At 28.7% G+C, this 25,169-nt stretch carries 20 protein-coding genes; all 20 read right to left on the reverse strand.

Translation table 11 applies throughout. From position 1 onward, the window contains the following. Positions 1 to 32 precede the first annotated feature (32 nt). Positions 33 to 1,814 (reverse strand): UvrD-helicase domain-containing protein, encoded by a 1,782-nt coding sequence (locus tag KGF42_RS02245; RefSeq protein WP_227825639.1) that lies wholly within the window; start codon positions 1,812 to 1,814, stop codon positions 33 to 35. Between the two features lie 371 nt (positions 1,815 to 2,185). Next, positions 2,186 to 4,525 (reverse strand): diguanylate cyclase, encoded by a 2,340-nt coding sequence (locus KGF42_RS02250; protein WP_227823078.1) that lies wholly within the window; start codon positions 4,523 to 4,525, stop codon positions 2,186 to 2,188. Positions 4,526 to 4,837: 312 nt separating this feature from the next. Continuing rightward, positions 4,838 to 6,379, reverse strand: coding sequence for a ribonuclease Y (gene rny / locus KGF42_RS02255; RefSeq protein ID WP_227825652.1), 1,542 nt, complete (start codon positions 6,377 to 6,379; stop codon positions 4,838 to 4,840). A 175-nt stretch (positions 6,380 to 6,554) separates the two neighbouring features. After that, entirely contained in the window at positions 6,555 to 7,601 is a 1,047-nt protein-coding gene (gene recA, locus KGF42_RS02260; protein WP_054273319.1) for a recombinase RecA, read from the reverse strand. Between the two features lie 287 nt (positions 7,602 to 7,888). Then, the gene (gene pgsA / locus KGF42_RS02265) at positions 7,889 to 8,431 is read right to left on the reverse strand and encodes a CDP-diacylglycerol--glycerol-3-phosphate 3-phosphatidyltransferase (RefSeq protein WP_227825640.1); all 543 of its coding nucleotides are present in this window, start codon (positions 8,429 to 8,431) and stop codon (positions 7,889 to 7,891) included. Then, positions 8,418 to 9,752: a 30S ribosomal protein S12 methylthiotransferase RimO gene (gene rimO, locus KGF42_RS02270; RefSeq protein WP_227821479.1), complete on the reverse strand. Its 1,335-nt coding sequence runs from the start codon at positions 9,750 to 9,752 to the stop codon at positions 8,418 to 8,420. The genes pgsA and rimO overlap by 14 nt, the downstream gene beginning before the upstream one ends. Beyond that, on the reverse strand, positions 9,746 to 10,804 hold the full coding sequence (gene mnmH, locus KGF42_RS02275; protein ID WP_227821480.1) for a tRNA 2-selenouridine(34) synthase MnmH: 1,059 nt from the start codon (positions 10,802 to 10,804) through the stop codon (positions 9,746 to 9,748). Before mnmH ends, rimO begins: the two co-directional genes overlap by 7 nt. A gap of 2 nt (positions 10,805 to 10,806) precedes the next feature. Further along, positions 10,807 to 13,218: an FtsK/SpoIIIE family DNA translocase gene (locus tag KGF42_RS02280; RefSeq protein ID WP_227825641.1), complete on the reverse strand. Its 2,412-nt coding sequence runs from the start codon at positions 13,216 to 13,218 to the stop codon at positions 10,807 to 10,809. A 122-nt stretch (positions 13,219 to 13,340) separates the two neighbouring features. Continuing rightward, the gene (locus KGF42_RS02285; RefSeq protein ID WP_227821482.1) at positions 13,341 to 14,075 is read right to left on the reverse strand and encodes an ATP-dependent Clp protease proteolytic subunit; all 735 of its coding nucleotides are present in this window, start codon (positions 14,073 to 14,075) and stop codon (positions 13,341 to 13,343) included. 111 nt (positions 14,076 to 14,186) lie between these two features. Continuing rightward, on the reverse strand, positions 14,187 to 15,410 hold the full coding sequence (gene dapG / locus KGF42_RS02290; protein WP_227821483.1) for an aspartate kinase: 1,224 nt from the start codon (positions 15,408 to 15,410) through the stop codon (positions 14,187 to 14,189). A gap of 9 nt (positions 15,411 to 15,419) precedes the next feature. Next, complete coding sequence (locus KGF42_RS02295; protein WP_003419503.1) at positions 15,420 to 15,665, reverse strand: YlmC/YmxH family sporulation protein; 246 nt, start codon at positions 15,663 to 15,665, stop codon at positions 15,420 to 15,422. 34 nt (positions 15,666 to 15,699) lie between these two features. Then, a complete protein-coding gene (locus KGF42_RS02300; RefSeq protein ID WP_227825642.1) occupies positions 15,700 to 16,947 on the reverse strand; it encodes a M16 family metallopeptidase in 1,248 nt (415 codons plus the stop codon). A 156-nt stretch (positions 16,948 to 17,103) separates the two neighbouring features. Continuing rightward, the gene (locus KGF42_RS02305; RefSeq protein WP_107595521.1) at positions 17,104 to 17,847 is read right to left on the reverse strand and encodes a polysaccharide deacetylase family protein; all 744 of its coding nucleotides are present in this window, start codon (positions 17,845 to 17,847) and stop codon (positions 17,104 to 17,106) included. Positions 17,848 to 18,112: 265 nt separating this feature from the next. Further along, complete coding sequence (pnp, locus tag KGF42_RS02310; protein WP_227821485.1) at positions 18,113 to 20,224, reverse strand: polyribonucleotide nucleotidyltransferase; 2,112 nt, start codon at positions 20,222 to 20,224, stop codon at positions 18,113 to 18,115. A gap of 123 nt (positions 20,225 to 20,347) precedes the next feature. Then, complete coding sequence (locus KGF42_RS02315; RefSeq protein WP_227821486.1) at positions 20,348 to 21,193, reverse strand: DegV family protein; 846 nt, start codon at positions 21,191 to 21,193, stop codon at positions 20,348 to 20,350. A gap of 273 nt (positions 21,194 to 21,466) precedes the next feature. Next, entirely contained in the window at positions 21,467 to 21,724 is a 258-nt protein-coding gene (gene rpsO, locus KGF42_RS02320; protein WP_054273308.1) for a 30S ribosomal protein S15, read from the reverse strand. Between the two features lie 103 nt (positions 21,725 to 21,827). Next, positions 21,828 to 22,757: a bifunctional riboflavin kinase/FAD synthetase gene (locus tag KGF42_RS02325; protein WP_227825643.1), complete on the reverse strand. Its 930-nt coding sequence runs from the start codon at positions 22,755 to 22,757 to the stop codon at positions 21,828 to 21,830. Positions 22,758 to 22,887: 130 nt separating this feature from the next. Then, entirely contained in the window at positions 22,888 to 23,793 is a 906-nt protein-coding gene (gene truB / locus KGF42_RS02330; RefSeq protein WP_054273306.1) for a tRNA pseudouridine(55) synthase TruB, read from the reverse strand. 12 nt (positions 23,794 to 23,805) lie between these two features. Then, the gene (locus KGF42_RS02335; RefSeq protein WP_227825653.1) at positions 23,806 to 24,777 is read right to left on the reverse strand and encodes a DHH family phosphoesterase; all 972 of its coding nucleotides are present in this window, start codon (positions 24,775 to 24,777) and stop codon (positions 23,806 to 23,808) included. Next, positions 24,770 to 25,150 (reverse strand): 30S ribosome-binding factor RbfA, encoded by a 381-nt coding sequence (gene rbfA / locus KGF42_RS02340; protein WP_227821488.1) that lies wholly within the window; start codon positions 25,148 to 25,150, stop codon positions 24,770 to 24,772. The genes KGF42_RS02335 and rbfA overlap by 8 nt, the downstream gene beginning before the upstream one ends. Between the last annotated feature and the right edge of the window lie 19 nt (positions 25,151 to 25,169).

The following is a 25,169-nucleotide window of genomic DNA, read 5'->3' on the forward strand; positions in this document are numbered from 1 at the left end:
TAATTTTCTTAAATTAAAAAAATATTCTTTTACTAAGAATCTTTTGATTCTGTGATAAGTCTTATTATATCGCTTGCTTCTTCATTAAAAGTTGTTACTATACTTAAATAATCTGTTGCTCTACTCATAGCTAAATATACCTTATTTAAATCTCCCACAAAATCATTTACCTGATAATCTTGCTCTGTATCATTTATAGTTTGATTATATAACATTTCTAATTCACATACTATTACTGCTTTATATTCTAAATTCTTTATTGCATATATATTTGCTATTGTAGTTCCTACCTTCTTACTTATATTTGTCAAGTTATCTTCTGCACATATATAAGGAATTTTTGCTTCTTCTAATGCCTTTTTCAGCATATATTGGAAATAAATAGTTTTTCCACTTTTTAATTTTTTCTTATTATAAGGATAGACTATAGCAACTTCAGAATAATAAAGACCTTTTTTACTTATTAAGTACTCAATTTCCCATATCACAGAACTTATTTGGTCATCAAGATCACTTACCTTTATTATATCAACATACTTATTACCACCTCTAAGTGCTTTAGTATAAAAGAAAGTATTAAACTTTGTCTTTGGTCTTAACTCATTGATATATGAGTTAGAATTATTTGAAAATTTATTTGTAAAATCTACAATCTCTTTGGCTTGTCTATAATTTTTACTTAAACTAATCTTATCATCAAATTCTATGCCATTATATAAGGTCTTAAATATATTCAATCTATTAGAGATGTTCAAGGAATTGCAAGAACATATATTGAATATAAACTTTGTTTTATATAAAAACTCTCTTATAAAATCTATTTCATACTCTAAAAAGCTTTCTGCTTCATCGATAAAAATAGCCTTGAACATATTTTTATTTTTTATAATGTTCTGTGCTTGTTTCACAAGATTATTAAATGTTTTTTCATAATCATTTTTTAACATGTTATAGTCTATAATTAAGTTAAACTTTTTAGCCAGTTTAAATATAAAGGAACTAAATGTATGGACTTCTAAATTGTTATTATCTTTGTATAATAACTCTATTCTTTCTCTAAGTTCATTACACAATTGTTTTGTATGTGTAAATATGATTAATTTATGATGTGGATATACTTTTGCTAGTTTTATAGCTCTAGAAAGCATAATTGCTGTTTTGCCTATACCAGAACCACCTTCAATAAGTGTATTCCCATATTTAATAGAAATAGCATCTTTAATTTGAACTTCTTCCATCATAGTTGCTGTATACTTATAGTCATCATTATAGAAGGAAATTTTTTTAAATTTCTCATTTAGATGAAGTTTATCATTTATTATATAATACTCTGAACATATATCTAATAAAAATAAATTTAAGTTTATTTCATCATTTTTCTCACTAAGATATTCATCCAGAGAACCTTTATTCATTATATCTTGAAGCTTAGTTTTATCTATTATATTGTTATTAACAAATTTTCCAAACTCATATGCTTCTTCAACTTCAACATATGGCATAATGTAAACGCAATTATAGCTTATATTTCTATTCTTTTGTCCCATTTTTAGTTTCAAAAGTTCATATTCCTCATTCATAACTTCAAGTAACTCTTCTTCCAAAATAAAATATATATCTTCTGTTGTATCCATAAATTTTATAAATAAAATTCTTCCATCTTTAACATACAACAAATCAGTATTTATTCCTTTAAAAGGAGTAACTTTTGGCACTACTTTAACGTCCTCATTGATATTCTCGTAAAATATTTTCTCGAATTCCTTCAATTTTAGGGCGTCTAACTGAGAGTTTATATTTATGTATTGGCTCACTTACATTACCTCCTTCTGTTATACTTAATTATACCATTTTGAACTATATTTTTATATATACTTTTTATATGCAAATTTAGTAAATAAATTCAAAATAAACACAAATAAATACAAAACTATTAAAAAATTTGCAATAAGTATAGATATTTATATTAAGACCTTGCCTTTCATCCCCACATCTAAAGAAAGTGGCTTTTCGGCAATTTTATTGTAAAGCCTTTAAAATAATCAATCTTATTGTATATAAGCAAGAAAATTTATTATTAAAAATTTAAAAACCTGCTAAAAATAATCTATTTTTATTAGCAGGTTTTATTTATAATTCTCATATCTTAATACTGTTATATTAAATTTTATATTTTACTGTACTATCACTTTTTATTTTCTGATAAAGAATTAAGACTTGATATATCTGTATAAATTGCATAAAAAATAGGATAACGATTTTGATATAATTCATTTACAAACTTCCCTTGCATTCTTACAGGGAAAATATGTCCATCTGTGTGACAGAAGCGAAAAACCACTTCAAAGGTTTCTCTCTTAGGAATTGCTTCTCTCAATGTATCAAGTACTATCTGTAAGTCATCTTGTAATACTGGCGACAAAATATCAAACTCTGTAGACGAAACAGCTTGAGATGAATATCCAGTAAATTCAAGCATCTTTTGGTTAAAATAAAGTAATTTCAAATTTTCCATACAAGCAAATTTGACAATACCATCAGTGGCCATTTCTAACAATGCTTTTATATCTCTAGGGTCTATACGAAATGACATACTATCAATAGAATCCTCAGAAAATACATGATAAGAATTTTTCCCATGGCTTTTTGCATAATAAAGTGCTTGGTCTGCTTTCTCATATAACTCAGAATATACATATCCATGTTCAGGATACATTGCTACACCAATACTACATGCAATAGAAAACTCTGCTTGTTCAGTAAATTTTTTCTGATTAATTTTAGAACAAAAACGCTCTAATTTCTCCACAAGTACATAGTTATTACTATTAAAGTTTTTTATCAATACTACAAACTCATCTCCTCCAATACGCCCAATAATATCATCCTCACGAAATTGAGATTTTAATTCTAAGGCAAATTCACTTATGACAAAATCTCCAAATGCATGACCATATTTATCATTTACATTTTTAAAATCATCAATATCGAATATTAAAAAAACATGTTCTAAGTCTTGATTATTTTTATTTTTTAAAAATGAACTAATAAATTCCTCCGTCACACCTTTATTGTAAAGACCAGTAAGAGAATCACGTTGTGAACGTTCAAGAAGTACTAATTCTCTGTTTTTTTCTTCATCTATATTTTCACGATAAGATATCATACGAACAGATTCATCTGATGTCCAAAAGAAAATTCGTGCATTAATTCTCATCCAGTGATAATTTTCTTCACTATTCTTAATTAAAAAGTCATAACTTATATTATTGATTCCACTATCATAACACTTAAGCACATTTTCAGGAAGGAATGTATCTAAATAACCCTGTGCATACTCTTCTTTGATTTGTTTTGTAGCAATAATATGTAATGCTTCATCATATGGTGTATTAAGTCCTAACCCAAACTCATGAAAATATCTATTTTCATCTTCACAACCAGCTCTATTATTAGTGACATCAATTTCAAAAATATTCTCGTAAAGTTCTTCAGTAGATTGACTCAACAACTTTTGATATTCTAATTTCTGAGAAACACTAAGCTTCATTATTTGGTTTTTATACTTCTTAAGTACACGCGTAATTGTAAAAAGCACAAATATTATAATTAAAATTATGACTGCAATTCCTTTAAAAAATTGTATATGAAGTTGCTTACTCATTATAGTCAAATCATTTTCTAGCACAAGATGCCATTTTAAACTAGGTATATACTGACATACAACGTAACTTTTTGATTTTTTAGATGAATGCCAAAAACTCTTTTGTTCCTTTTTATTATCTAATATTAATTGTTTTGAATCAGATAAGTCACCACTAGAATTTTCAAAGAAATTTATATTTTCATGACCAGTTTTATTCGATGCTAATTGTACAAATCCTTTGTCATCAATTAAGCGTGCTACAACATCAAATTTATCATCATATTCTTTAAGCAACGTTTGTAATGAATTCACCTTTAGTCCAACGCCTATAATTCCCATAGTTGCTCCATTATCCTCTTTTATCTTACAATTTACAAATACTGTAATACTATTGTTACTTGCTTCATCATTATCAACATTTAATGAGTATTCATCATCATTCTTTAAGAAATTATAATACCATTGATTCTCTGAATTATTATCACTAAGATTTCTATCAAGTCCATTAAAATGATAATAGTTATTTGTTTTGCTTGATACTAAAAAAACGGAATCATATGAGTATTTATTTCTATATACATTCAGATAATCTTGCAATTTATAAATAAATTCTTCATCACTTATATGTTCTTGCTCACCATCTAAAAAGTTTTTTAACAAACTATCATTTGCCATGGTAAGAGATACATTTATAGGTTCTGAAAGGAGTTTATCTATCTGATAATAAATACCTTCAGCAGCTAATGTAGATACATGTTCAATATCATTTTTAAAAATATTAGTATTAGATTGGTATCCAATTACAGAAGTAGCTATAAAACCAAGAGTAATAATAATACAAACAATAACGTTTGTATGTAAAAGTGTATTTTTTTCCATAGTATGCCCTCTCTTTAACCCTCACTTTGGCTTCATCGTATTTTCACCCTCTTTAAATATAATCATTTCAAGCAGTAATATATTATTTTACAATTTCATTATATCAAACAAACTTGAATAATTATATAAATAATGCATATATAAGTCTTTATTTTATTAATCTTTTGTAAGTAGCACTTTTATCACTTAGATTATTTCTATATTATGTTAAATTAAATTTAAACAATTTAAAAGCCACAAGATATATTATCGTATCTTGTGGCAAATTTAAATTTCTAAAAATATTTTCTTATTATTTAGATATTATTTCTTTTACTTCGCATATTCTATAGCTCTTGTTTCTCTTATTATACTTACTTTTATTTGTCCAGGATACTCAAGTTCATCCTCTATTTTCTTAGTCATGTCTCTAGCCAATAGGTGTATTTCTTCATCATTTATAGCTTCTGGTTTTACCATTATTCTTATTTCTCTACCGGCTTGTATAGCAAATGATTTCTCTACACCTTCATATGAATTAGCTATTTCCTCTAGTTTTTCAAGTCTCTTAATATATGCTTCTAAAGTTTCTCTTCTAGCACCAGGTCTAGCAGCTGATATTGCATCTGCTGCTGTAACTAATACAGCTTCTACTGTTTGAGGTTCGTAATCTCCATGATGAGTACTCATGGCATGTATAACTTCTTTAGATTCCTTATAACGTCTAAGTAAATCCATACCTATTTCAACATGTGTACCTTCCATTTCATGGTCTACAGCCTTACCTATATCATGTAATAAACCTGCTCTTTTAGCCAATCTAATATCTGCTCCTATTTCAGCAGCCATTATACCAGCTATATGAGCAACTTCTATAGAGTGTTTAAGAACATTTTGTCCATAACTAGTTCTATAGTTAAGTCTACCTAATAATCTTATTAATTCTGGATGAATTCCATGTACACTAGTTTCAAATGCAGCTTGTTCACCATATTCTTTTATAATATTGTCAACTTCTTTTCTTGCCTTTTCAACCATTTCTTCAATTCTAGCTGGATGTATTCTTCCATCTGCTATTAATTTTTCTAGAGCAATTCTTGCAATTTCTCTTCTTATTGGATCAAATCCTGATAAAATTACGGCTTCTGGAGTGTCGTCTATTATAAGGTCTATACCTGTTAAGGTTTCTAAAGTCCTTATATTTCTACCTTCCCTACCTATTATTCTACCTTTCATTTCATCATTAGGTAAGCTTACTACTGTGACAGTAGTTTCGGCTACGTGATCTGCTGCACATTTTTGAATTGCATATCCTATAATTTCTCTTGATTTCTTATCAGCTTCTTCTTTAGCTTGACTTTCTATCTCTTTTATCATTATAGACATTTCACGTCTTACATCTCTCTCTGCATTTGTTAAGATGATTTCTTTAGCCTTATCAGAAGTAATTCCTGATATACTTTCTAATTTTTCCAATTGTTGCGTTTTTATTACTTCAACTTCTTCTTCTTTCTTTTCAACTACCTTTAATTTTTCACTTAGGTTTACTTCTTTAGATTCTAAATTTTGTAATTTTCTATCTAAGACTTCCTCTTTTTGTACTACTCTTTTTTCATACTTTTGTACTTCTGTTCTTCTTTCTCTGTTTTCTCTTTCAGCTTCTGTTCTCCACTTATGGATCTCTTCTTTAGCTTCTAGCAATTTTTCTTTTTGTACTGTTTCTGAGTCGTGGTGTGCTTTATCTATTATTTCTTTGGCCAAGTTTTCAGCTTGTCCAAGTTTTGCTTCAGATATATTTTTTCTAACAAAATATCCAGCTATAATACCAACAGCTGCACCTATTACAATCATTACTACACTATCTATGACATCCACCTCCTTCGTTAATAATCCCAAAATGTCATCACTATGATTAAAAAATATTCCTAATAATTAAAATTAAATTTAGATATTTTATCCTCACTTAATTTTATAATTTTTTCAACATTGTGTCAAGCTAATAGGGAGCGTGGCATGTCTTTAATTACTAGTTATTTTTTTGTATTTTTATTTATTCTTCTACAATTTCTTTTGCTACTGAAGTACCTGATTCTTCACGTTCTTCATTTAAATTGTAAAATGCTCTTACTTTCTCGTCTATTTCATTAGTTAAATCTAAATTATCTTCCAGGAATTTTTTTACATTTTCTCTTCCTTGACCAAGTTTAGTATCATTGTAACTATACCATGAACCTGATTTTTTAACTATATCTACATCAGCAGCTATATCTAAAAGGTCTCCAATTTTTGAAATACCCTCTCCATACATTATATCAAATTCAGCTTGCTTAAATGGTGGTGCTACTTTGTTTTTAACAACTTTGACTCTTGTTCTACTTCCTATAACTTTATCACCTTGTTTTATTGTATCTATTTTTCTAACATCCAATCTAACTGATGAATAAAACTTTAGTGCACGTCCTCCTGTAGTAGTTTCTGGATTTCCAAACATTATTCCTACTTTCTCTCTTAACTGGTTTATAAATATAGCAACACAATTTGATTTTTTAATTGAACCAGTTAATTTTCTAAGTGCTTGAGACATAAGTCTAGCTTGTAAACCTACATGAGAATCACCCATATCTCCATCTATTTCAGCTTTTGGAACTAATGCTGCTACTGAGTCTATTACTATTATATCTATCGCTCCACTTCTTATTAATGCCTCTGCTATTTCTAAAGCTTGCTCACCTGTATCTGGTTGAGATATTATTAGGTTATCAACATCCACACCCAACGCTTTTGCGTATACTGGGTCAAGTGCATGTTCTGCATCTATAAATGCAGCTATTCCTCCTTCTTTTTGAGCTGATGCTACACAACTAAGCGCAACAGTAGTCTTACCAGAAGATTCTGGACCATATACTTCAACTATTCTCCCTCTAGGTAGCCCCCCTATACCAATTGCTATATCTAAACCAATTGCTCCTGTTGATATAACATCTATAGACATAGACGTTGCTTCTCCCAATTTCATTACTGAACCTTTACCAAAATCTTTTTCAATTTTACCTAAAGCTTCATTCAACGCTTTTAATTTTTCTTGATCTACACTCATCTCTATACCATCCCTTCATTTATCTACAAACATTTGTTCTCCTGTTATATATTAATTATATAACATAAATCAAACCTAGTCAATTTAAAAACGCTACTAATGATTATATTTTTATTCATTACATTTTATTTATAAACCATTATTAATAATTATATACACAAAAGAAAATATTCTTAAAATGAAAAGAGGTATACTATAATAGTATACCCTTTTTTATCTTTTTAAAATTTCAAGTTGTTATTTTTTATTTATTAATCATTAATTTTTATTTATTAAAGCATAACTATTTACTTAGAATACATAAAAAGCTCTTTATTTTTATATAAGTATTCCCACCCAGAATATAAAGTAAGTAGTGTAGCTATAAGAATAAGAATTCCACCTATGTTTAATATTAATCCATTTTCAAACTGAGCACCTATCAATAAAAACACTATAGATACCATTTGAGTTATCGTTTTAAGTTTTCCACTGTTGCCAGCTGCAATTACTTTCCCATCTGCCGCTGCTATAGCTCTTAATATGCTAACTGTAAGCTCTCTAGCTACAATTATAATTACCATCCAACTACTTACAAGATGGTCTTCTATCATACATGTAAGTGCTGAAATAACCAATAGCTTATCTGCTAATGGGTCCATAAACTTTCCAAAATCAGTAACTAAGTTGTATTTTCTAGCTATTTTTCCATCTAAAGCATCCGTAATTGAAGCTATTATAAAAATAATACAAGCTATTAAAAACTTATTTGGTACATTGAGTAACATAATTAAAACAAATACTGGTATTAAAAATATTCTAAACAAAGTTAATTTGTTAGGCAAGTTCATATAAAACATCTCCCATTAAATCGTATTCCATTGCATTATTTATTTGAACACTTACAAATTCTCCTACTTCAAGATTGTCTACGCTTTTCACATATACTATACTGTCAATTTCTTCTGCATCGCCTTGTGTTCTTCCCGTATACACATTATCTTCTATCTGCTCTTCTATTAGCACCTCATATGTTTTTCCTATTTTTTTATCATTGAGTTCTTCAGATATTTTTTGTTGAATCATCATTAAAGTATCTCTTCTCTGTATTTTTACTTCTTCATCTATATGATTTGGCAATCTATCTGCTGGTGTATCTTCTTCTCTTGAATATGCAAATGCACCAAGTCTATCAAACTTAACTTCTTTAACAAAGTCCACAAGTTGTCTAAAATCATCTTCTGTTTCACCTGGAAATCCTACTATTATCGTAGTTCTAAGTATTGCATCTGGTATATTGCTTCTTATAAGATTAATTTTATCTAAGATATCTTCTTTAGTAGTTTTTCTATTCATTAATTTTAAAATATTGTTACTTGCATGTTGTATTGGCATATCAAAGTAACTACATATATTATCATATTTCTTTATAACTTGTACCAATTCTTCTGTTATAGATTCTGGATATGAATACATAACTCTTATCCACTTAAATCCATCTATCTTTGCAAGTTCTTCTAAAAGCTCTGATAGCCTTTCTTTTCCATATAAATCAAAACCATACTTTGTAGTATCTTGTGCTATAACTACAAGTTCTCTTACTCCAGATTCAGCTAATTTATTAGCCTCTTTAATTATATCTTCAAATTTTCTACTTCTATATTTACCTCTTAATTTTGGTATTATACAGTAAGTACAATTATTAGAGCATCCTTCTCCAATTTTTAAATATGCCATATAACTAGGTGTAGATACATATCTCGGTAAATCTTCATTGAATACAAATTCTATATCATCAAGACTTACAATTTGATGTTTTTCACTTAGCTCTTTTAGTATTTCATCTATATTTTGATAACTTCCTGTACCTACTATAGCATCTATTTCAGGAATTTCAGCTTTTAATTCTTCAGAATATCTTTGTGCTAGACACCCTGTTACTATCAACAATTTTAAGTTGCCAGTTTGTTTTAATTCTGCAAAGTCTATTATTGTATCAATAGATTCTTGTTTAGCTGACTCTATAAAACCACATGTATTTACTATAATTACATCAGCTTCTTCAAAATCTCCAATTAATTTATAGCCTTTTTTATTTAAAATTCCCATCATTATTTCTGCATCCACTAAATTTTTTGAGCATCCTAATGATTCTAATGCTATCTTTAACATTTCCTATCTCCTTCCAATATGCTCTCATATAAATCTATAACATCTTCCAAAGCCTTTTGTGTATCATTAAAATTTATAATCTTATTGTACTTATATTTCTCCACTGAATGCATATACAATGGGTCATAGTATTCTAAAAGATACCTTCTTACAAGTTCTTTATATTTACCTAATTCTAATAAATCAATATAATCATCTACTACTTTATGACCCAATCTTTTTCTAAATTTATTTATACATTCTTTTAAGACCAATATATTATCTTCATCTTTATCATAAATGTAATCTCTACAAAGTCTATTAACTCTATTTTCAATATCACAATTTAACAATATGTGATAACCTTCTCGTGTCATTGCCTCAAAAATCTCATTTGGAACTATAACACTTCCAACTCGTTTACTTTCACTCTCAACAAATATATAATTCTCTTTTGAGAAAAATATACTTTCAAATAATTTCGTTTCAAAGTTCTTTTGAGATGGTGGTTTTTTATCAAATGTTATAAAACCAAAAGTAGAACCACTGTTTCTAGCTATCCCCTCTAAATCCAATACATCTATTCCTTTTCTTTCTAATAAATGTAGTAAATCAGTCTTTCCTGTTCCAGTCAATCCATGAACAGATACAAAGTTTTTTGTATCCATTATATTCCTTAAATACTCTAAAACAAAATTTCTATAAGCCTTATATCCACCTTCAAGTTGATATACATTTACACCTAATGATGATAATAAATTTACTATACTTCCACTTCTCATCCCACCTCTTGCACAATATATGACAATATTATCATAATTTGCTGAAAGCTCTGCTGCTTCTAAATATATATCTTTTAATTTATACGATACATAGTCAAAACCCTTTTGTATTGCCTCATGTTTTCCCTGCATTTTATAAATTGTTCCAACTTCATTATGCTCATTATTTTTAAAAAGAGGCATATTGATTGAATTCAATATATGGTCCTCTTCATATTCCCCTTCTGTTCTTACATCTACGAATATTACTTTATCTAGCTTAAGTGCTTTTTCTATTTTTATAACTGACAATTCTATTCACCTTCTAAATTCTGCAAATCCTGTTTGCTTATTAATACCTTTCTTGGTTTACTTCCCTCACTTGCTCCAATTATGCCTCTTTCTTCCATAGAGTCTATAAGTCTAGCTGCTCTATTGAATCCTATTTTAAATCTTCTCTGTAACATAGAGGCAGATGCTTGACCACTCTCCACAACAAATTCTATTGCTTCACTCAAGAATTCATCCTCATCGCTACTCTTTGAAGTATTAACCTTAGATATAGTTTCAATTATGTCTTCTTCATATTTTATTCCATCTTTAACCTGACTTTTTACGAAATCAATTACTTTTTCCGATTCGCTCTCTGATATGAATGCACCTTGAAGTCTAACTGGCTTTGCTGCACCAAGTGGGTAGAATAACATATCTCCTTTACCTAGAAGCTTCTCTGCGCCACCCATATCAAGGATTGTTCTTGAATCTGTTTGAGATGATACAGCAAATGCTATTCTAGATGGTATATTGGCCTTTATGACCCCTGTTATAACGTCAACAGATGGTCTTTGAGTTGCTACAATTAAGTGCATTCCAGCAGCTCTTGCCATTTGAGCTAGTCTACAAATATAGTCTTCCACATCATTTGCACTTGCCATCATTAAGTCTGCTAACTCATCTATTATTATTACTATTTTAGGTAATTTTTCTTCTGCTTTCTCATTATAACTTGTTACATCTTTTACTTGAGCATCTGCAAATAGCTTATATCTTCTATTCATCTCTGTAACTGCCCAATTTAAAGCATTTGCAGCTTTTTTAGGGTCAGTAACTACTGGTATTAATAAATGTGGTATTCCATTATAATTTGCAAGTTCAACTACTTTTGGGTCTATTAATAATAATTTTACTTCATCAGGGTTTGCCTTATATAATATACTACTTATCAAAGTGTTTACGCACACACTCTTTCCTGAACCTGTAGAACCAGCTATAAGTAAGTGTGGCATCTTACCTATATCTCCAATTATAATTTTACCTGCTACATCTTTTCCAAGTCCCATTGCAAGAGGAGAATTAAAATTATTAAATTCATCACTTTCTAGAACTTCTCTTACTCCAACCATTTGAGCCTCTTCATTTGGAACTTCTATTCCAATTGCACTTTTCCCAGGAATTGGTGCTTCAATTCTTATACTTTTAGCTGCTAGACTTAAAGCTATGTCATCAGTTAAATTTACAATTTTACTTACTTTTACTCCTGGACTTGGTTGTATCTCATATCTTGTTATAGTAGGTCCAACTGTAACTTGATTAATTTTTGCTTCCACTCCAAAATCTGATAGTGTCTTTTCTAAAAGAGAAGCATTTTTTAATACTTTCTTTTTACCATTTTCATCAGACTTCTTATTTACTTTGTTTAAAAGCTCAATGCTAGGCTTTTTATAGTTTGAATAATCTTCATTAACTGGCTCTGCTATAATACTCATAGGTTGAGTTTTTTCTATATTGTAATTAGATTTACTTATATCAACTTTTTTTTCTGGTTTAGTATCTACAACTAGACTTTCATTTGTAGCTTTTTGTAATTCTTTTAAAACATCTAGCTCTGGCATACTTTGAGTTCCTTCTAATATTTCTAAGTATTCATCTTCTGCCTTATTAAATCCAACTATTTTAATAGTCTTATCATCAACACCATCACCATTTTCCTCTTCAAAATATTCATCTTCTTCATCTTCATTATTACTACCTTTTGATATCAATCCTTTAAAGAATCCTGTTTTTTTGTTTATAGTAGTGTCATCTACTTCATCAGTCATCATATCTATTGCAGATTTCTTCATATTTGCAATTTTATCTTTAAATGTTAAATTACTATCTTTTGATGCTTTAGGTTTTGATTTTGCATTTGATATCAAATCTTTTATAGAAATATTAAATATAAACATTATAGAAAGTATAAGGGCAAAGATACTTATTAACCATCCACCTGCTATTCCAAATATTTTACTCATGTAATACGCAATAGTTGTTGCTATCAAACCACTACCTTGTCCACTTACACCCAATTTCATAACATCATCAAACATATTACCTTTTAGTGGGCTATCTACAGGAATAGTTCCTGCATTTAATAATCCATAAAATACAAAGATAAATAAAATAATTATGTAGTATAGTTTAGTTTTTCTTAGCCTATATATATATTCATTTCCATCAAAAAAACCTAGAAGTCCTGTTATAATTACTATAAATGGTATTGCTATAGAAAGCCCTCCAAATAGTCCTTTAAAAAGATTTTGCATTAACACAGGTACCCATCCCATAGAATTAGAGTTTAAACTATATAATAAAAATACACCTACAAATATTGTTATTAAATTATGATATTCTGCATTAAAACTTAAGGTATTCACCTTCTTTTTTTTCTTCTTTTTCGTGGCCATTAATATCACTCCTTATTTTTAGCAAGTTTTACCCCTTCACAGCAAAAAGTGCTAATGCCTTAACACTAACACTCCTACTTTATTACATCATTATATCATAAATTTTATTATTTAAACAAATTTTAATCATTATTTTTTTCGTCCTCAGATTCTTTTATAAGTTCTTTTAATTTTTTAAGAGCTTCCTTTAGTCCTCCGACTTCATCTATAAGACCATAATCTACAGCTTCTTTTCCTATTAATACACTACCAACATCACTTACAAGCTCGTCTTTTTCATGCATAAGTTTCTCAAGTACATCTTTTTTGATATTTGATGTTCTTGTTATAAATTGAATTATTCTATCTTGCATCTTTTTAAAATATTCAAAGGTCTCATTTATACCAATCACAAGACCAGTAGTTCTCACAGGATGTATAATCATGGTTGCTGTTGGTGCTATGAATGAGTAATCTCCTGCTGTAGCAAGAGGAACTCCTATACTATGGCTTCCTCCTAGAACAAGAGTAACTACTTTCTTAGATGTACTGTTTAAAAGTTCTGCAATAGCTAGACCTGCTTCAATATCTCCTCCAACAGTGTTTAAAACAACTAGTACTCCTTTAACATCATTGCTTTCCTCAATTGAATATAACATTGGAATTATATGCTCATACTTTGTAGCTTTTTTTTGAGGATTTCCTATAAAATGTCCCTCAATTTCTCCAATTATAGTTATACATTGAATATCTTTAGGAGGTTGAGGTGGCATTTCATTAGTACCAAATTGCTTTATACATTCTCTTTCTTCACAACTAGATTCTTCATTACAATTCTCTTTATCAAATCTTTCATTATCTTCTCTGTAATCTTTCATAAACAAACTCCTATCAAAATTATATTTAACTTAGTTTTACCAAATAAATCAAATATATTAAGATATATATGAAATTATCAAATTTGAATAAAAATAATTGTATTATAGTGCTTATTTTACATAAAATTGTTGATGTATAGCATGTACTGCTGTATTCATATCTTCTTCACTAACTAAACAAGATATAGTCATATTTGAATCTGATGTTTGTAAAAGAGATACTCCTTCTTTTGATAAGCCTCTAACTACCTTTGACATGATACCAGACATTTCATCAGCAATTCTTGAACATATCAGTGTTACCTTAGCACAATCTCTATTTACTTCATAATCCAATTCAAATTTATCTAGTATTTCTTTTAATACTTTTATATCAGAATCTTCTACAACAAACGCTTTTTCTGATATGAAGAAATTTATCATATCTATAGTTATAAGTTTATTTTCTATTTCATTTAATACTTCTGTAAATACTTCCTCTGCTGATTTAATCTTAACTTGAGCCACATTATCTTTATTTGCAACAGCAACTTTAAAGTCTTTTTCTTGCTCATATTCTATATTTTCTTCTAAATGACTACATAAAGAGCCTATTTTTGTACCTTCAAAAGTTGGGTTCGTTGTATTTTTTATGGCTAAAGTTATATTTCCACTTTTAGCTAATTGTACAGCTCTTGGATGTATTACCTTTGCACCTTTGTCAGCCATTTGGAATACTTCCTCATAATCTATAAAACTCAATACTTTAGCGTTTGGTTCTACTCTAGGGTCTGCAGTCATTATACCATCTACATCAGTGTAAATTTCCACTGTTTCACATTCTAAAGCTTTACCAATAGCAACTGCTGATGTATCACTTCCTCCTCTTCCAAGAGTAGTTATTTCTCCATCATCTGTTACACCCTGGAATCCAGCTATAATTACAACTTTACCATCATCTAAAGCTCTTTTTACTTTTTTAGGATTTATATACTTTATTTTGGCATTAGAATATTCATCACTTGTAATTATACCTGCTTGTTGACCAGTAAAGAAAACAGATTCTATACCCTGTGAATTCAATAAATTAGCAAGAATTGTTCCTGATATTATTTCCCCACAAGACATTATTAAGTCAAGTTCTCTTTTACTTGGCTCATCATTTACTGCATTACATAAATTTATAAGTGTATCTGTAGCATATGGAGCTCCTTTTCTACCCATTGCTGAAACTACTAATACTAATTGTAATTCTTCATCATTATTTTTGTATGCTTTTACTATCTTACATACTTCATTCATTTTTTCATATGATTCTACTGATGTCCCACCAAACTTCTGCACTAAAATACTCATTTTTTCCTCCTAAATATATCCCTCATATTCTATAATTATCATGTCATTACCTATTTTTTTTACATTTCTCCATGGTACTTCTAAAAATGACTTATCTTTTCTTCTGGCAAAAAAGCCTTTTTCTTTTGGAATTAAAAGCGCTAATATACCGCCTGTAGTTTCATCTAGTATAAGGTCACATTCTCCAATGACCCCCAGTCTTTCTCCTGTGACCAAGTTAACTATTTCCTTACCTGCTATTTCAGATAAATTCATATTTTATACCTCCAGAGATTTACTTTTTAAGATACTAATCCAGATGTAGAATCTTTTCTACGTCTCTTCCAACTATACATGTACCAATATTTTCGATATTGAATACCTTGTCAACAACCTTCTTTACTGAATTAATATCAACATTATTTATACATTCAAGTATTTCATCTGTAGTTTTTACGTTTTTACTAAGTAACATAGATTTACCAGTAGACATCATTCTACTGCTAGTACTTTCTAAATCCAATATATAATTGCCCTTTAACTGTTCCTTACTTTCAGATATTTCTTTTTCTGTAAGATAGTTTTTTCTTATATTTTCAATTTCTTTCTTTATTAAATTATACACATCTTGTAAATTTTCTGTACTCATACTTGCAAATATACCTAATTCACCACATTTTCTATATAATGTCTGTGATGAGTATATTGAATATACTAAACCTTTTTCCTCCCTTATTTTCTGAAAAAGCCTTGAGCTTATACTTCCACCGAAAATATTATTTACCACTGCCATTGAGTAGACTTCTTCATCATTTTCAAAAGGAATACCTTTTAGACACATAGCTAGGTTTACTTGTTCAATATCTTTATTTTTTGATATAAAGCAAGGATTAAACTTAGCCTCGTTTATGTCTACACTCAAATTTTTCTTTTCCCAGTGTCCAAATTTTGATTTAATTTTTTCTACCATATCATCAAATTTAAAGTTTCCAGCTATAGAAATAACAGCGTTATTTGGAATATAATACTTGTTTAAGTATTCTAACATAGATTCCCTAGTTATACTGTATAGAGATTCTTTTGTCCCAATTATATTCATTCCTAATCCATCATTAGCATATATATTTTCTACCAATAAATCATAAGATAAGTCATCTGGAGAGTCTTCATACATCTTAAGTTCTTCCAATATTATAAGTCTTTCCTTATCTATATCATTTTTATCAAATTTAGAATTTAGTATCATATCGCTTAATACATCAATTCCTATATCTATATGCTCATCTATTAGTTTTACATAATAACATGTACATTCCTTACTTGTAAATGCATTTATTTGCCCACCTAAATTGTCTATTGAGCTAGCAATCTCTTTTGATGTTTTGTTTTTGGTTCCTTTAAACATCATATGCTCTATAAAATGAGAAGTTCCACTCACCTGTGCTTCTTCTATCCTAGAACCTGCATTTATCCAAATACCTAATGTTATTGACTTTAGATATGGTATTTCTTCACCAATTATTGTAAGCCCATTTTCCAGTATTTTTGTCTTATACATTACATTCTCCTAACAATTTATTCTTTGTTTCATATTGGATTATTGAAAACACTATGTTTTAATTATATTTATTTTTATATGTATTACATTATAAGTCAGTCCTTTAATTAATTCAACTACAACTTATACAATCTTAATCAAATATTTATACTTTGTCTACTTAAATACATCACTAAGTTTTCCTGGTTTTAGTCCCTTTTCCTTTACAATTGCTATAATATCATCTATACATTTTGTAGTTGCACTTGTTGGATGCATTAAAATTATACTACTATCTTTAATATCTTTTTTCTTCATTCTATCAATGATTACTTCTGGCTGGTCTTTGTATTTCCAGTCTATAGTATCGGCATCCCATTTGATAGAAGTATATCCTAATGCTTTAGCGGCTTTTACTGTTTCTGGACCAAAAGAACCTGCTGGTGCTTGAAAAAATTTAGTTTTTTCACCTATAATTTCTTCAATTATTTTTTTAGATGTCTCTATTTGTTCATAGTTATCTTCATATGATAGTGTTGAGTAATCTAAATGTTTGTATCCATGATTACCTATTTCATGTCCTTGTTTTTTTATCTTTAATAATTCGTCCTTATTCTTTTCTGCCCATTTACCAGTTACATTAAATGTAATCTTTACATTTTCTTTTTTAAGTGTTTCTAAAATGGATTCTACGTACTCTGTTTCCCATCCAAGGTCTATGTTACAAGTTAACGCAACGTATCCACTTTTATCCTTAGTACCTCTTTCATATGGCAAATCTACACCATTAAATAAATTAAATACTGGCTTATTATTAAATAGCTTTAATACCATTACCCCTCCTGATAATCCTAATAATATTACTAAAATTAGTACTACGATTTTTTTAAGCTTACTCTTATTAAGTACCATCATTATCATTAAAACTCCCCCTAATTATGTACAAATTGTTTCTTATTTAATACTATTAAAAATAAGCTCTGTTTATGCACTAAATATAACTTAAATGATTCTCTGCATATCCAATAAAGCTTTCTATCAATTAAATTTTAAATAGATTCTTTATAAGAATAAAACATCCAAGAAAAATAACTTTAAGTTATCTACTGCTAAGCTTTTAGGGTTATCTACTTTTTTGTATCAAAAAAGCAAAGTCCTAAGGCTTTGCTTTTAATTATATAATAAATTATTTATTTTTATGCTCTGGTTTTGGCAAAAGAGCTTTTCTTGATAAATTAACTCTTCCTTTTTCATCAATTTCTGTAACTTTAACTTCAACTTCATCTCCTATATTCAATACATCTTCAACTTTAGCAACTCTTTCGTGACCTATATGAGATATGTGAAGTAATCCTTCTTTTCCTGGAAGTATCTCAATAAATGCTCCAAAGTTCATTATTCTACTTACTTTACCTTTATAAGTTTTCCCTACTTCTGGTTCAACTACTATGTTATTTATAAGTTCTTGAGCTTTCTTAATCATATCAATCTCAATACCTGATACAAATACTTCTCCAGTTTGTTCAATATCTATCTTAACTCCAGTTTCATCTATTATCTTAGTTATTATCTTTCCACCAGGTCCTATTACATCCTTTATCTTGTCAGGATTTATTTGCATTTTAACAATCTTAGGTGCATATGGTGAAAGTTCTGATTTTGGTTGAGATATAGTTTTTCTCATCTCTCCTAATATATGGATTCTACCTTCCTTAGCTTGTTTTAAAGCACGTTGTAAAATTTCTTTATCTATACCATCTATTTTTATATCCATTTGTATTGCTGTTATACCATATTCTGTACCAGCAACTTTAAAGTCCATATCTCCTAAATGGTCTTCCATACCTTGTATATCTGAAAGCACTGCAACTTTACCATCATGCTTTATAAGTCCCATTGCAATACCTGCAACCATATCTTTTATAGGTACACCTGCATCAAGTAAAGATAATGTTGAACCACATACACTTGCTTGAGATGTAGAACCATTTGAACTTAATACTTCAGAAACTAATCTAATAGCATAAGGGAATTCTTCTTGAGATGGTATTACTGGTAATAAAGCTCTTTCTGCTAAAGCACCATGTCCTATTTCTCTTCTTCCTGGTCCTCTTGATGGTCTAGCTTCTCCAACACTATATGCAGGGAAATTATAATGATGCATATATCTCTTGTTTTCTTCTTCATCTAATCCATCTAATTTTTGAACATCTCCTAAAGCACCTAAAGTAGCCACGTTAAGTACTTGAGTTTGCCCTCTAGTAAATATAGCTGAGCCATGAGCTCTAGGTATCATACCAGTTTCACACCATATAGGTCTTATTTCTTCAAGTTTTCTATTATCTGGTCTTACATTTTCATGTACTATAAGCTTTCTTACCTCTTCTTTTATTATATCTTGTAATACTTCTTCTATATCACCAATAAACTCTTCAAAATCTTCTAGAGTCTCTTCAAAGTGAGCTAAAGTTTCTTCTTTAACTCTGTCCATATTTTCCATTCTCTCTAACTTTTCAAAAGTCTGAACTGCTTTTTTCATCTTGTCAGTTGCAAATTCACGAACTAATTGATTTATTTCTTCTCCCGCATGGTATAATTCAACAGCCATTTTTTCTTTTCCAACTTCTGCAACTATACCTTCTATAAACTCCACTACTTTTTTTATTTCTTGATGAGCAAATAAAATAGCATCAAGCATTATATCATCTGGAACTTCATCTGCTCCAGCTTCAACCATCATTATGGCTTCCTTTGTACCCGAAACAACTAGATGCATTGAACTTTTTTCTCTTTGCTCTGCGTTTGGATTTACAACAAATGCGCCATCTACAAGTCCAACACATACTGAACCTGTTGGTCCATTAAATGGTATGTCTGATATAGAAAGGGCTATTGAAGAACCTATCATTGCTACTATATCTGGTGTGCAATCTTGGTCTACTGATAAAACTGTTGCAACTACCTGAACATCATTTCTAAATCCTTTTGGGAATAAAGGTCTTATTGGTCTATCTATCAATCTTGATGTAAGTATAGCTTTTTCTGAAGGCTTCCCTTCTCTCTTTAAAAACCCTCCAGGTATCTTACCTACAGAATATAATTTTTCTTCATAATCCACACTTAATGGGAAAAAGTCTATTCCATCTCTAGGTTTGGCAGACTTCGTTGTATTTACCATTACCATACTATCGCTGTATCTAACTATACAACTACCATTAGCCATTTCACAAATCTTGCCTATTTCTACAGAAAGTTCTCTTCCTGCAAAATCCATTTTAAATATTTTATGTTCAAACATTAATGCTTGTCCTCCTCTTATTAAAAACACGTATATCACTCTATTTACTATATTATCAAAAATACTATAAATTAACAATATAAAATTATCTTCACATATATATGCAAAAACCTTATATTACTACTAATTAGAACAACTTATAGCCAATATATCTGGCCCTGTATGAGAGCAAATAGAAACTCCTCCTCGAGTAAATAATACTCTTCTTGCCTTTATTCTCTTATTTACTTCATCTTTTAATATTTCACAATCATGTAAATTATCCCCACAACCTATTGTGACGATTTTTCCTTCTAAAGTTCCTTCATTCATTTCTAAAATTATATCAACCAATTTACTTGCTATATTCTTTGTTCCTCTAACCTTATTTACCAACTTAGCTTCCCCATTATCAAAGAAAAATATAGGTTTTATATTCAACATATTTCCTATCAAAGCAGTTGCAACTGGGACTCTTCCACTTTGCTTTAAAAAATCAAGTGTATAAGGTGCAAAAAGTAATCTTACACTACTACGAGTATTTTCTAACTCATCTATGATTTCTTCAAATCCCAATCCTTCTTCAAGAAGTTCACATGCCTTTATAACATATTGTCCACTACCAAGAGATAAATTTCTAGTATCAAATATATGTATTTTCTCATTTTCATCTACATCATTTTTAGCTATCATAGCACTTTGAAAGGTTCCTGATGCATTTGATGCTCCTGTTAGACAGATTATATGATACCCCTCTTCTGTAAACTTATCAAATACTTCTTTAAACTCCATATATGTAGCTTGTGAAGTTTTAGGTATTTGCTTAATTTCTTTTACTTTTTTATAAAACTCTTCTTTCTTTATATCTACTCCTTCTATATATTCTTTGTAATTAAAAACAACTGTAAGTGGAACTATTTCTATATAATCTTTTTCCGATATTTCATCTGGAATATCACATAAACTATCACATACTAACTTTATTTTCAAAATAATATCCTCCTTATTCCAACTGATTATACTGTTATAAAATTTCTATATTCCAACTGATTATACTGTTATAAAATTTCTATATTTATCCTGTCTTTCCTTTTAAATTAATTATGTATTTATATACTATTTTAATATTCTTACCCAATATTATTCATTTTATAATTTTTTATAATATATAAACTACTTTTATTATTAACCATTTTATTTTATAATGAATTAACTATAAAAAAGCAGGTATAGTGTATACCTGCTTTTTTATAAAGAATGAAATTACTTTCTTAATCCTAACTTAGCTATTAATGCTCTATATCCTTCAAGATCTTTTTCTTTTAAGTAAGCTAATAAGTTTCTTCTTCTACCAACCATTTTTAATAATCCTCTTCTTGAATGGTGGTCTTTCTTATGAGTTTTTAAATGTCCATTTAACTCATTTATTCTAGCTGTTAATAAAGCTATTTGTACTTCTGGAGAACCAGTATCTCCTTCAACTCTTCCATATTCTTTTATTATTTCTGATTTGTTTATCATTTAGATTACCTCCGTATTTTTTTAGAAACGCCTATTACTAAGCATTGATTGGAGTATTCAAATGCCGAGTAATGGTTATTTTCCTTAATCATTTTATCATACATTACTTGTTTTTGCAAACATAGTTTTCATATACATAATTTGTGTCATGAGACAATTGATTTTTTAAGTCATCTATCGAATTAAACTTTCTCTCATCCCTTATTCTTTCCAAAAATTCAACAATTATATTTTCACCATAAATGCCTCTGTCAAACTCTAAAATATTTGTTTCAATAGATAAAGATTTTCCATTAACTGTTGGGTTGTAACCTACATTTGTAGCACCAAAATAAGTCTCATCTCCAATATGTACAATAGAAGCATAAATACCTCTCTTTGGAACGAGCATATTATTCTTAAGGTCAATATTAGCTGTTGGGAATCCCATAGTTCTTCCAAGGTGTTTAGAATGTATAACACAGCCTTCTAACTTGTAATTACGACCTAAATACTCTTTGACATTAGTCATATCACCTTTGGATACTAAACTTCTAATATAAGTACTACTCACTCTTACATCATTTATTTTGATTGGTCTTATTACTTCTACTTCAAAACCAAATTCATGTTCTAAGCTTTTTAATAGATTAACATTACCTTCTTTTGCTCTTGCAAATGTAAAATCATGTCCAATTACTATCTTTTTAGCTTTTAATTTTTTTACTAGTATCTCATCTACGAAATCCTTTGCAGGTATTTTAGTCATATACTCATCAAATGGTATGATTACAACTGTATCTATTCCCAAATCTTCTAATAATTTTATCTTATCATCATTACTTATAATATTTTTTGTTGAGTTTGGTCTAAAGTAATTTACAGGATGATTTGCAAATGTAAATACAATACTCTGTATATTTTCTTTTTTTGCATATTCAACTGTTTTTTTTATAAGAACTTGATGGCCTTTATGTACGCCATCAAAATTTCCTATGGTAATGACACTTTCTTTTATGTTTGCTATTTCTTCTATAGATTTTATAATCACCATAATAAATGTTCCCCGCTAAAATATAATTTACTCTTAACTTATTCACAAACTATTATAGCATAAGTAAAAGAGATAGACTATAGAAGTTATTATAGTACTATCTCTTTTGTTGTTTTTTTAAATACATTAGTTATATGAACATCTTATCACTTTTAACACTTATTGTATTATTATGTTTTGATAACTTTCCTAATCCTAAGAAGTTATCTGTACTATATACTCTTACAAATTCATCATCTTTATCAAAATTATTTTTCAAAAATCTTTTATCTTCTATTGAACCACCATTACTATAATATTTTATAGCGCTAGGATTTAATACAATATAATTAAACGAATCAAGTACGTAATCTATATCATATAAGTATTTATCTAAAGTTTTATTTTCATGAAATAATTCTAATTCTTCTAATGTTATTGAATTCTCTAAGTTAAATTTACCAGAAGATGTTCTATTCAAAAATGACATATGTGCTCCACAACCTAAATATTCTCCTATATCATGGCAAATACTTCTAACATAAGTTCCTTTAGAACACTCAACATAAAACATTACTTTGTTACCCTTTATACTGAGTATTTTTATGTCTTTTATATTTACCCTTCTTGTTTTTAAAGTAATTTCAGATTGTCTACCACTTCTTACTAAATCACACATTCTCTTTCCATTTACTTTTAAAGCTGAATAAATTGGAGGAAGTTGATTTATTTCTCCTCTTTGTGTATCAAAAGCTCTCTCTATCTCTTCATTACTGAATTTAAAATCATCAACCTTTTTTAAAATTTCACCTGAGGCATCATAAGTGTCTGTACTTATTCCTAAAGTAAGCTCACATATATACGATTTATCTTTATTTAAAATAACTTCACATACTTTTGTAGCTTTCCCTATACAGATTGGTAAAACACCTGACGCATCTGGGTCAAGAGTACCTGTATGACCTACTTTCTTTATATTTAAAATCTTTCTCACTCTACTTACAACATCATGAGATGTCATACCTGTAGGTTTCAATATACTTATAATCTTATTCATTTTACTGTCACCTTAAATTGATTTTAACACTGCCTCTAGTACCATTTTTTTTGCATTATCAACACTATCTTTAATAGTACATCCAGCAGCCCTTATATGACCACCACCACCAAATAACTTGGCTATTTCACTTACATCAACATAATTTTTTGACCTAAAACTCACTTTAATTTCATTTTGTTTTTTCTCTTTAAATAAAATTCCAACTTCTATACCTTTTATGTCTCTTGTATATGTTGTTATTCCATCAACATCATTAAAGCCAATATTATTTCTATTCATCATGTCTTGAGTTAAAACTATACTAGATACCTTTGAATCAAATATCTCCAAACCCTTTAGAGCTTCTCCTAATAATTTATAATAATCAGAAGAATTGCTTTGATATATATTTTGTATTATAGTATTTTTTTGTGCACCTAAAACAAGTAAATTTTTTGCCATTTCAAAGCTACTTGCATGTACATTTGAATACGAAAAGTTTCCAGTATCAGTTACAAGACCTGTATATAAACATGTTGCTATATCTTCATTTATAATCTTAATATCTTTTATTTTCTGGAATCTAACCAATAAATTATAAACTAATTCACATGTAGAAGATGCATCAATATCTACATAATTTAAATCACCATATGAATCATTACTAGCATGATGGTCAATACAGATTAATTTTGATGCATTATTTTTGATTTCATCACTCACACATATTCTCATTTTATCTCCACAATCAAGTGCTATTAGAGAATGCTTATTTATATCAAATTCATTAGATTTATAGATTCTTACACCTTCAACCAAAAATTTTAGATTTAATGGAACTTCATCATCAAGTACATAATATACATTTTTTCCTAATTTTTTTAATGTATAATACATTGAAAGTGTAGAACCAATGTTATCTCCATCTGGACTAATATGAGAGGTAACTATAAAATAGTCACCCTCATAAATATAATTTATAATACTATCCATATTATTCATCATAATTTTTATCCTCATTTTGTTGAGTATTTGTTTTATTAACTCTTTTTATAAGGCTATCCATATACATTCCTTTTTCTATTGAATCATCAATTTTAAAGATTATTTCAGGAATATATCTAAGTTTTATATTTTTTCCTACTTCTCTTCTTATATACCCTCCAGCACTTTTAAGTCCTGTTAGTGTAGATTCTTCATCTCCACCTAAAATACTCACATATACATAAGCATATCTTAAGTCATTTGTAACTTCTACATCAGTTACGCTTACCATAGATGTTATTCTAGGGTCTTTTACTCCATTTATAATCATAGTACTTACTACTTTTCTTATTTCTTCTGCTATTCTTCTTGTTCTATTATATGATGCCATACCATCGACCTTCTTTACT

It is taken from the genome of Clostridioides sp. ZZV15-6383 (assembly GCF_020657735.1).
In the GTDB taxonomy this organism is placed as follows: Bacteria; Bacillota; Clostridia; order Peptostreptococcales; family Peptostreptococcaceae; genus Clostridioides; species Clostridioides difficile_D.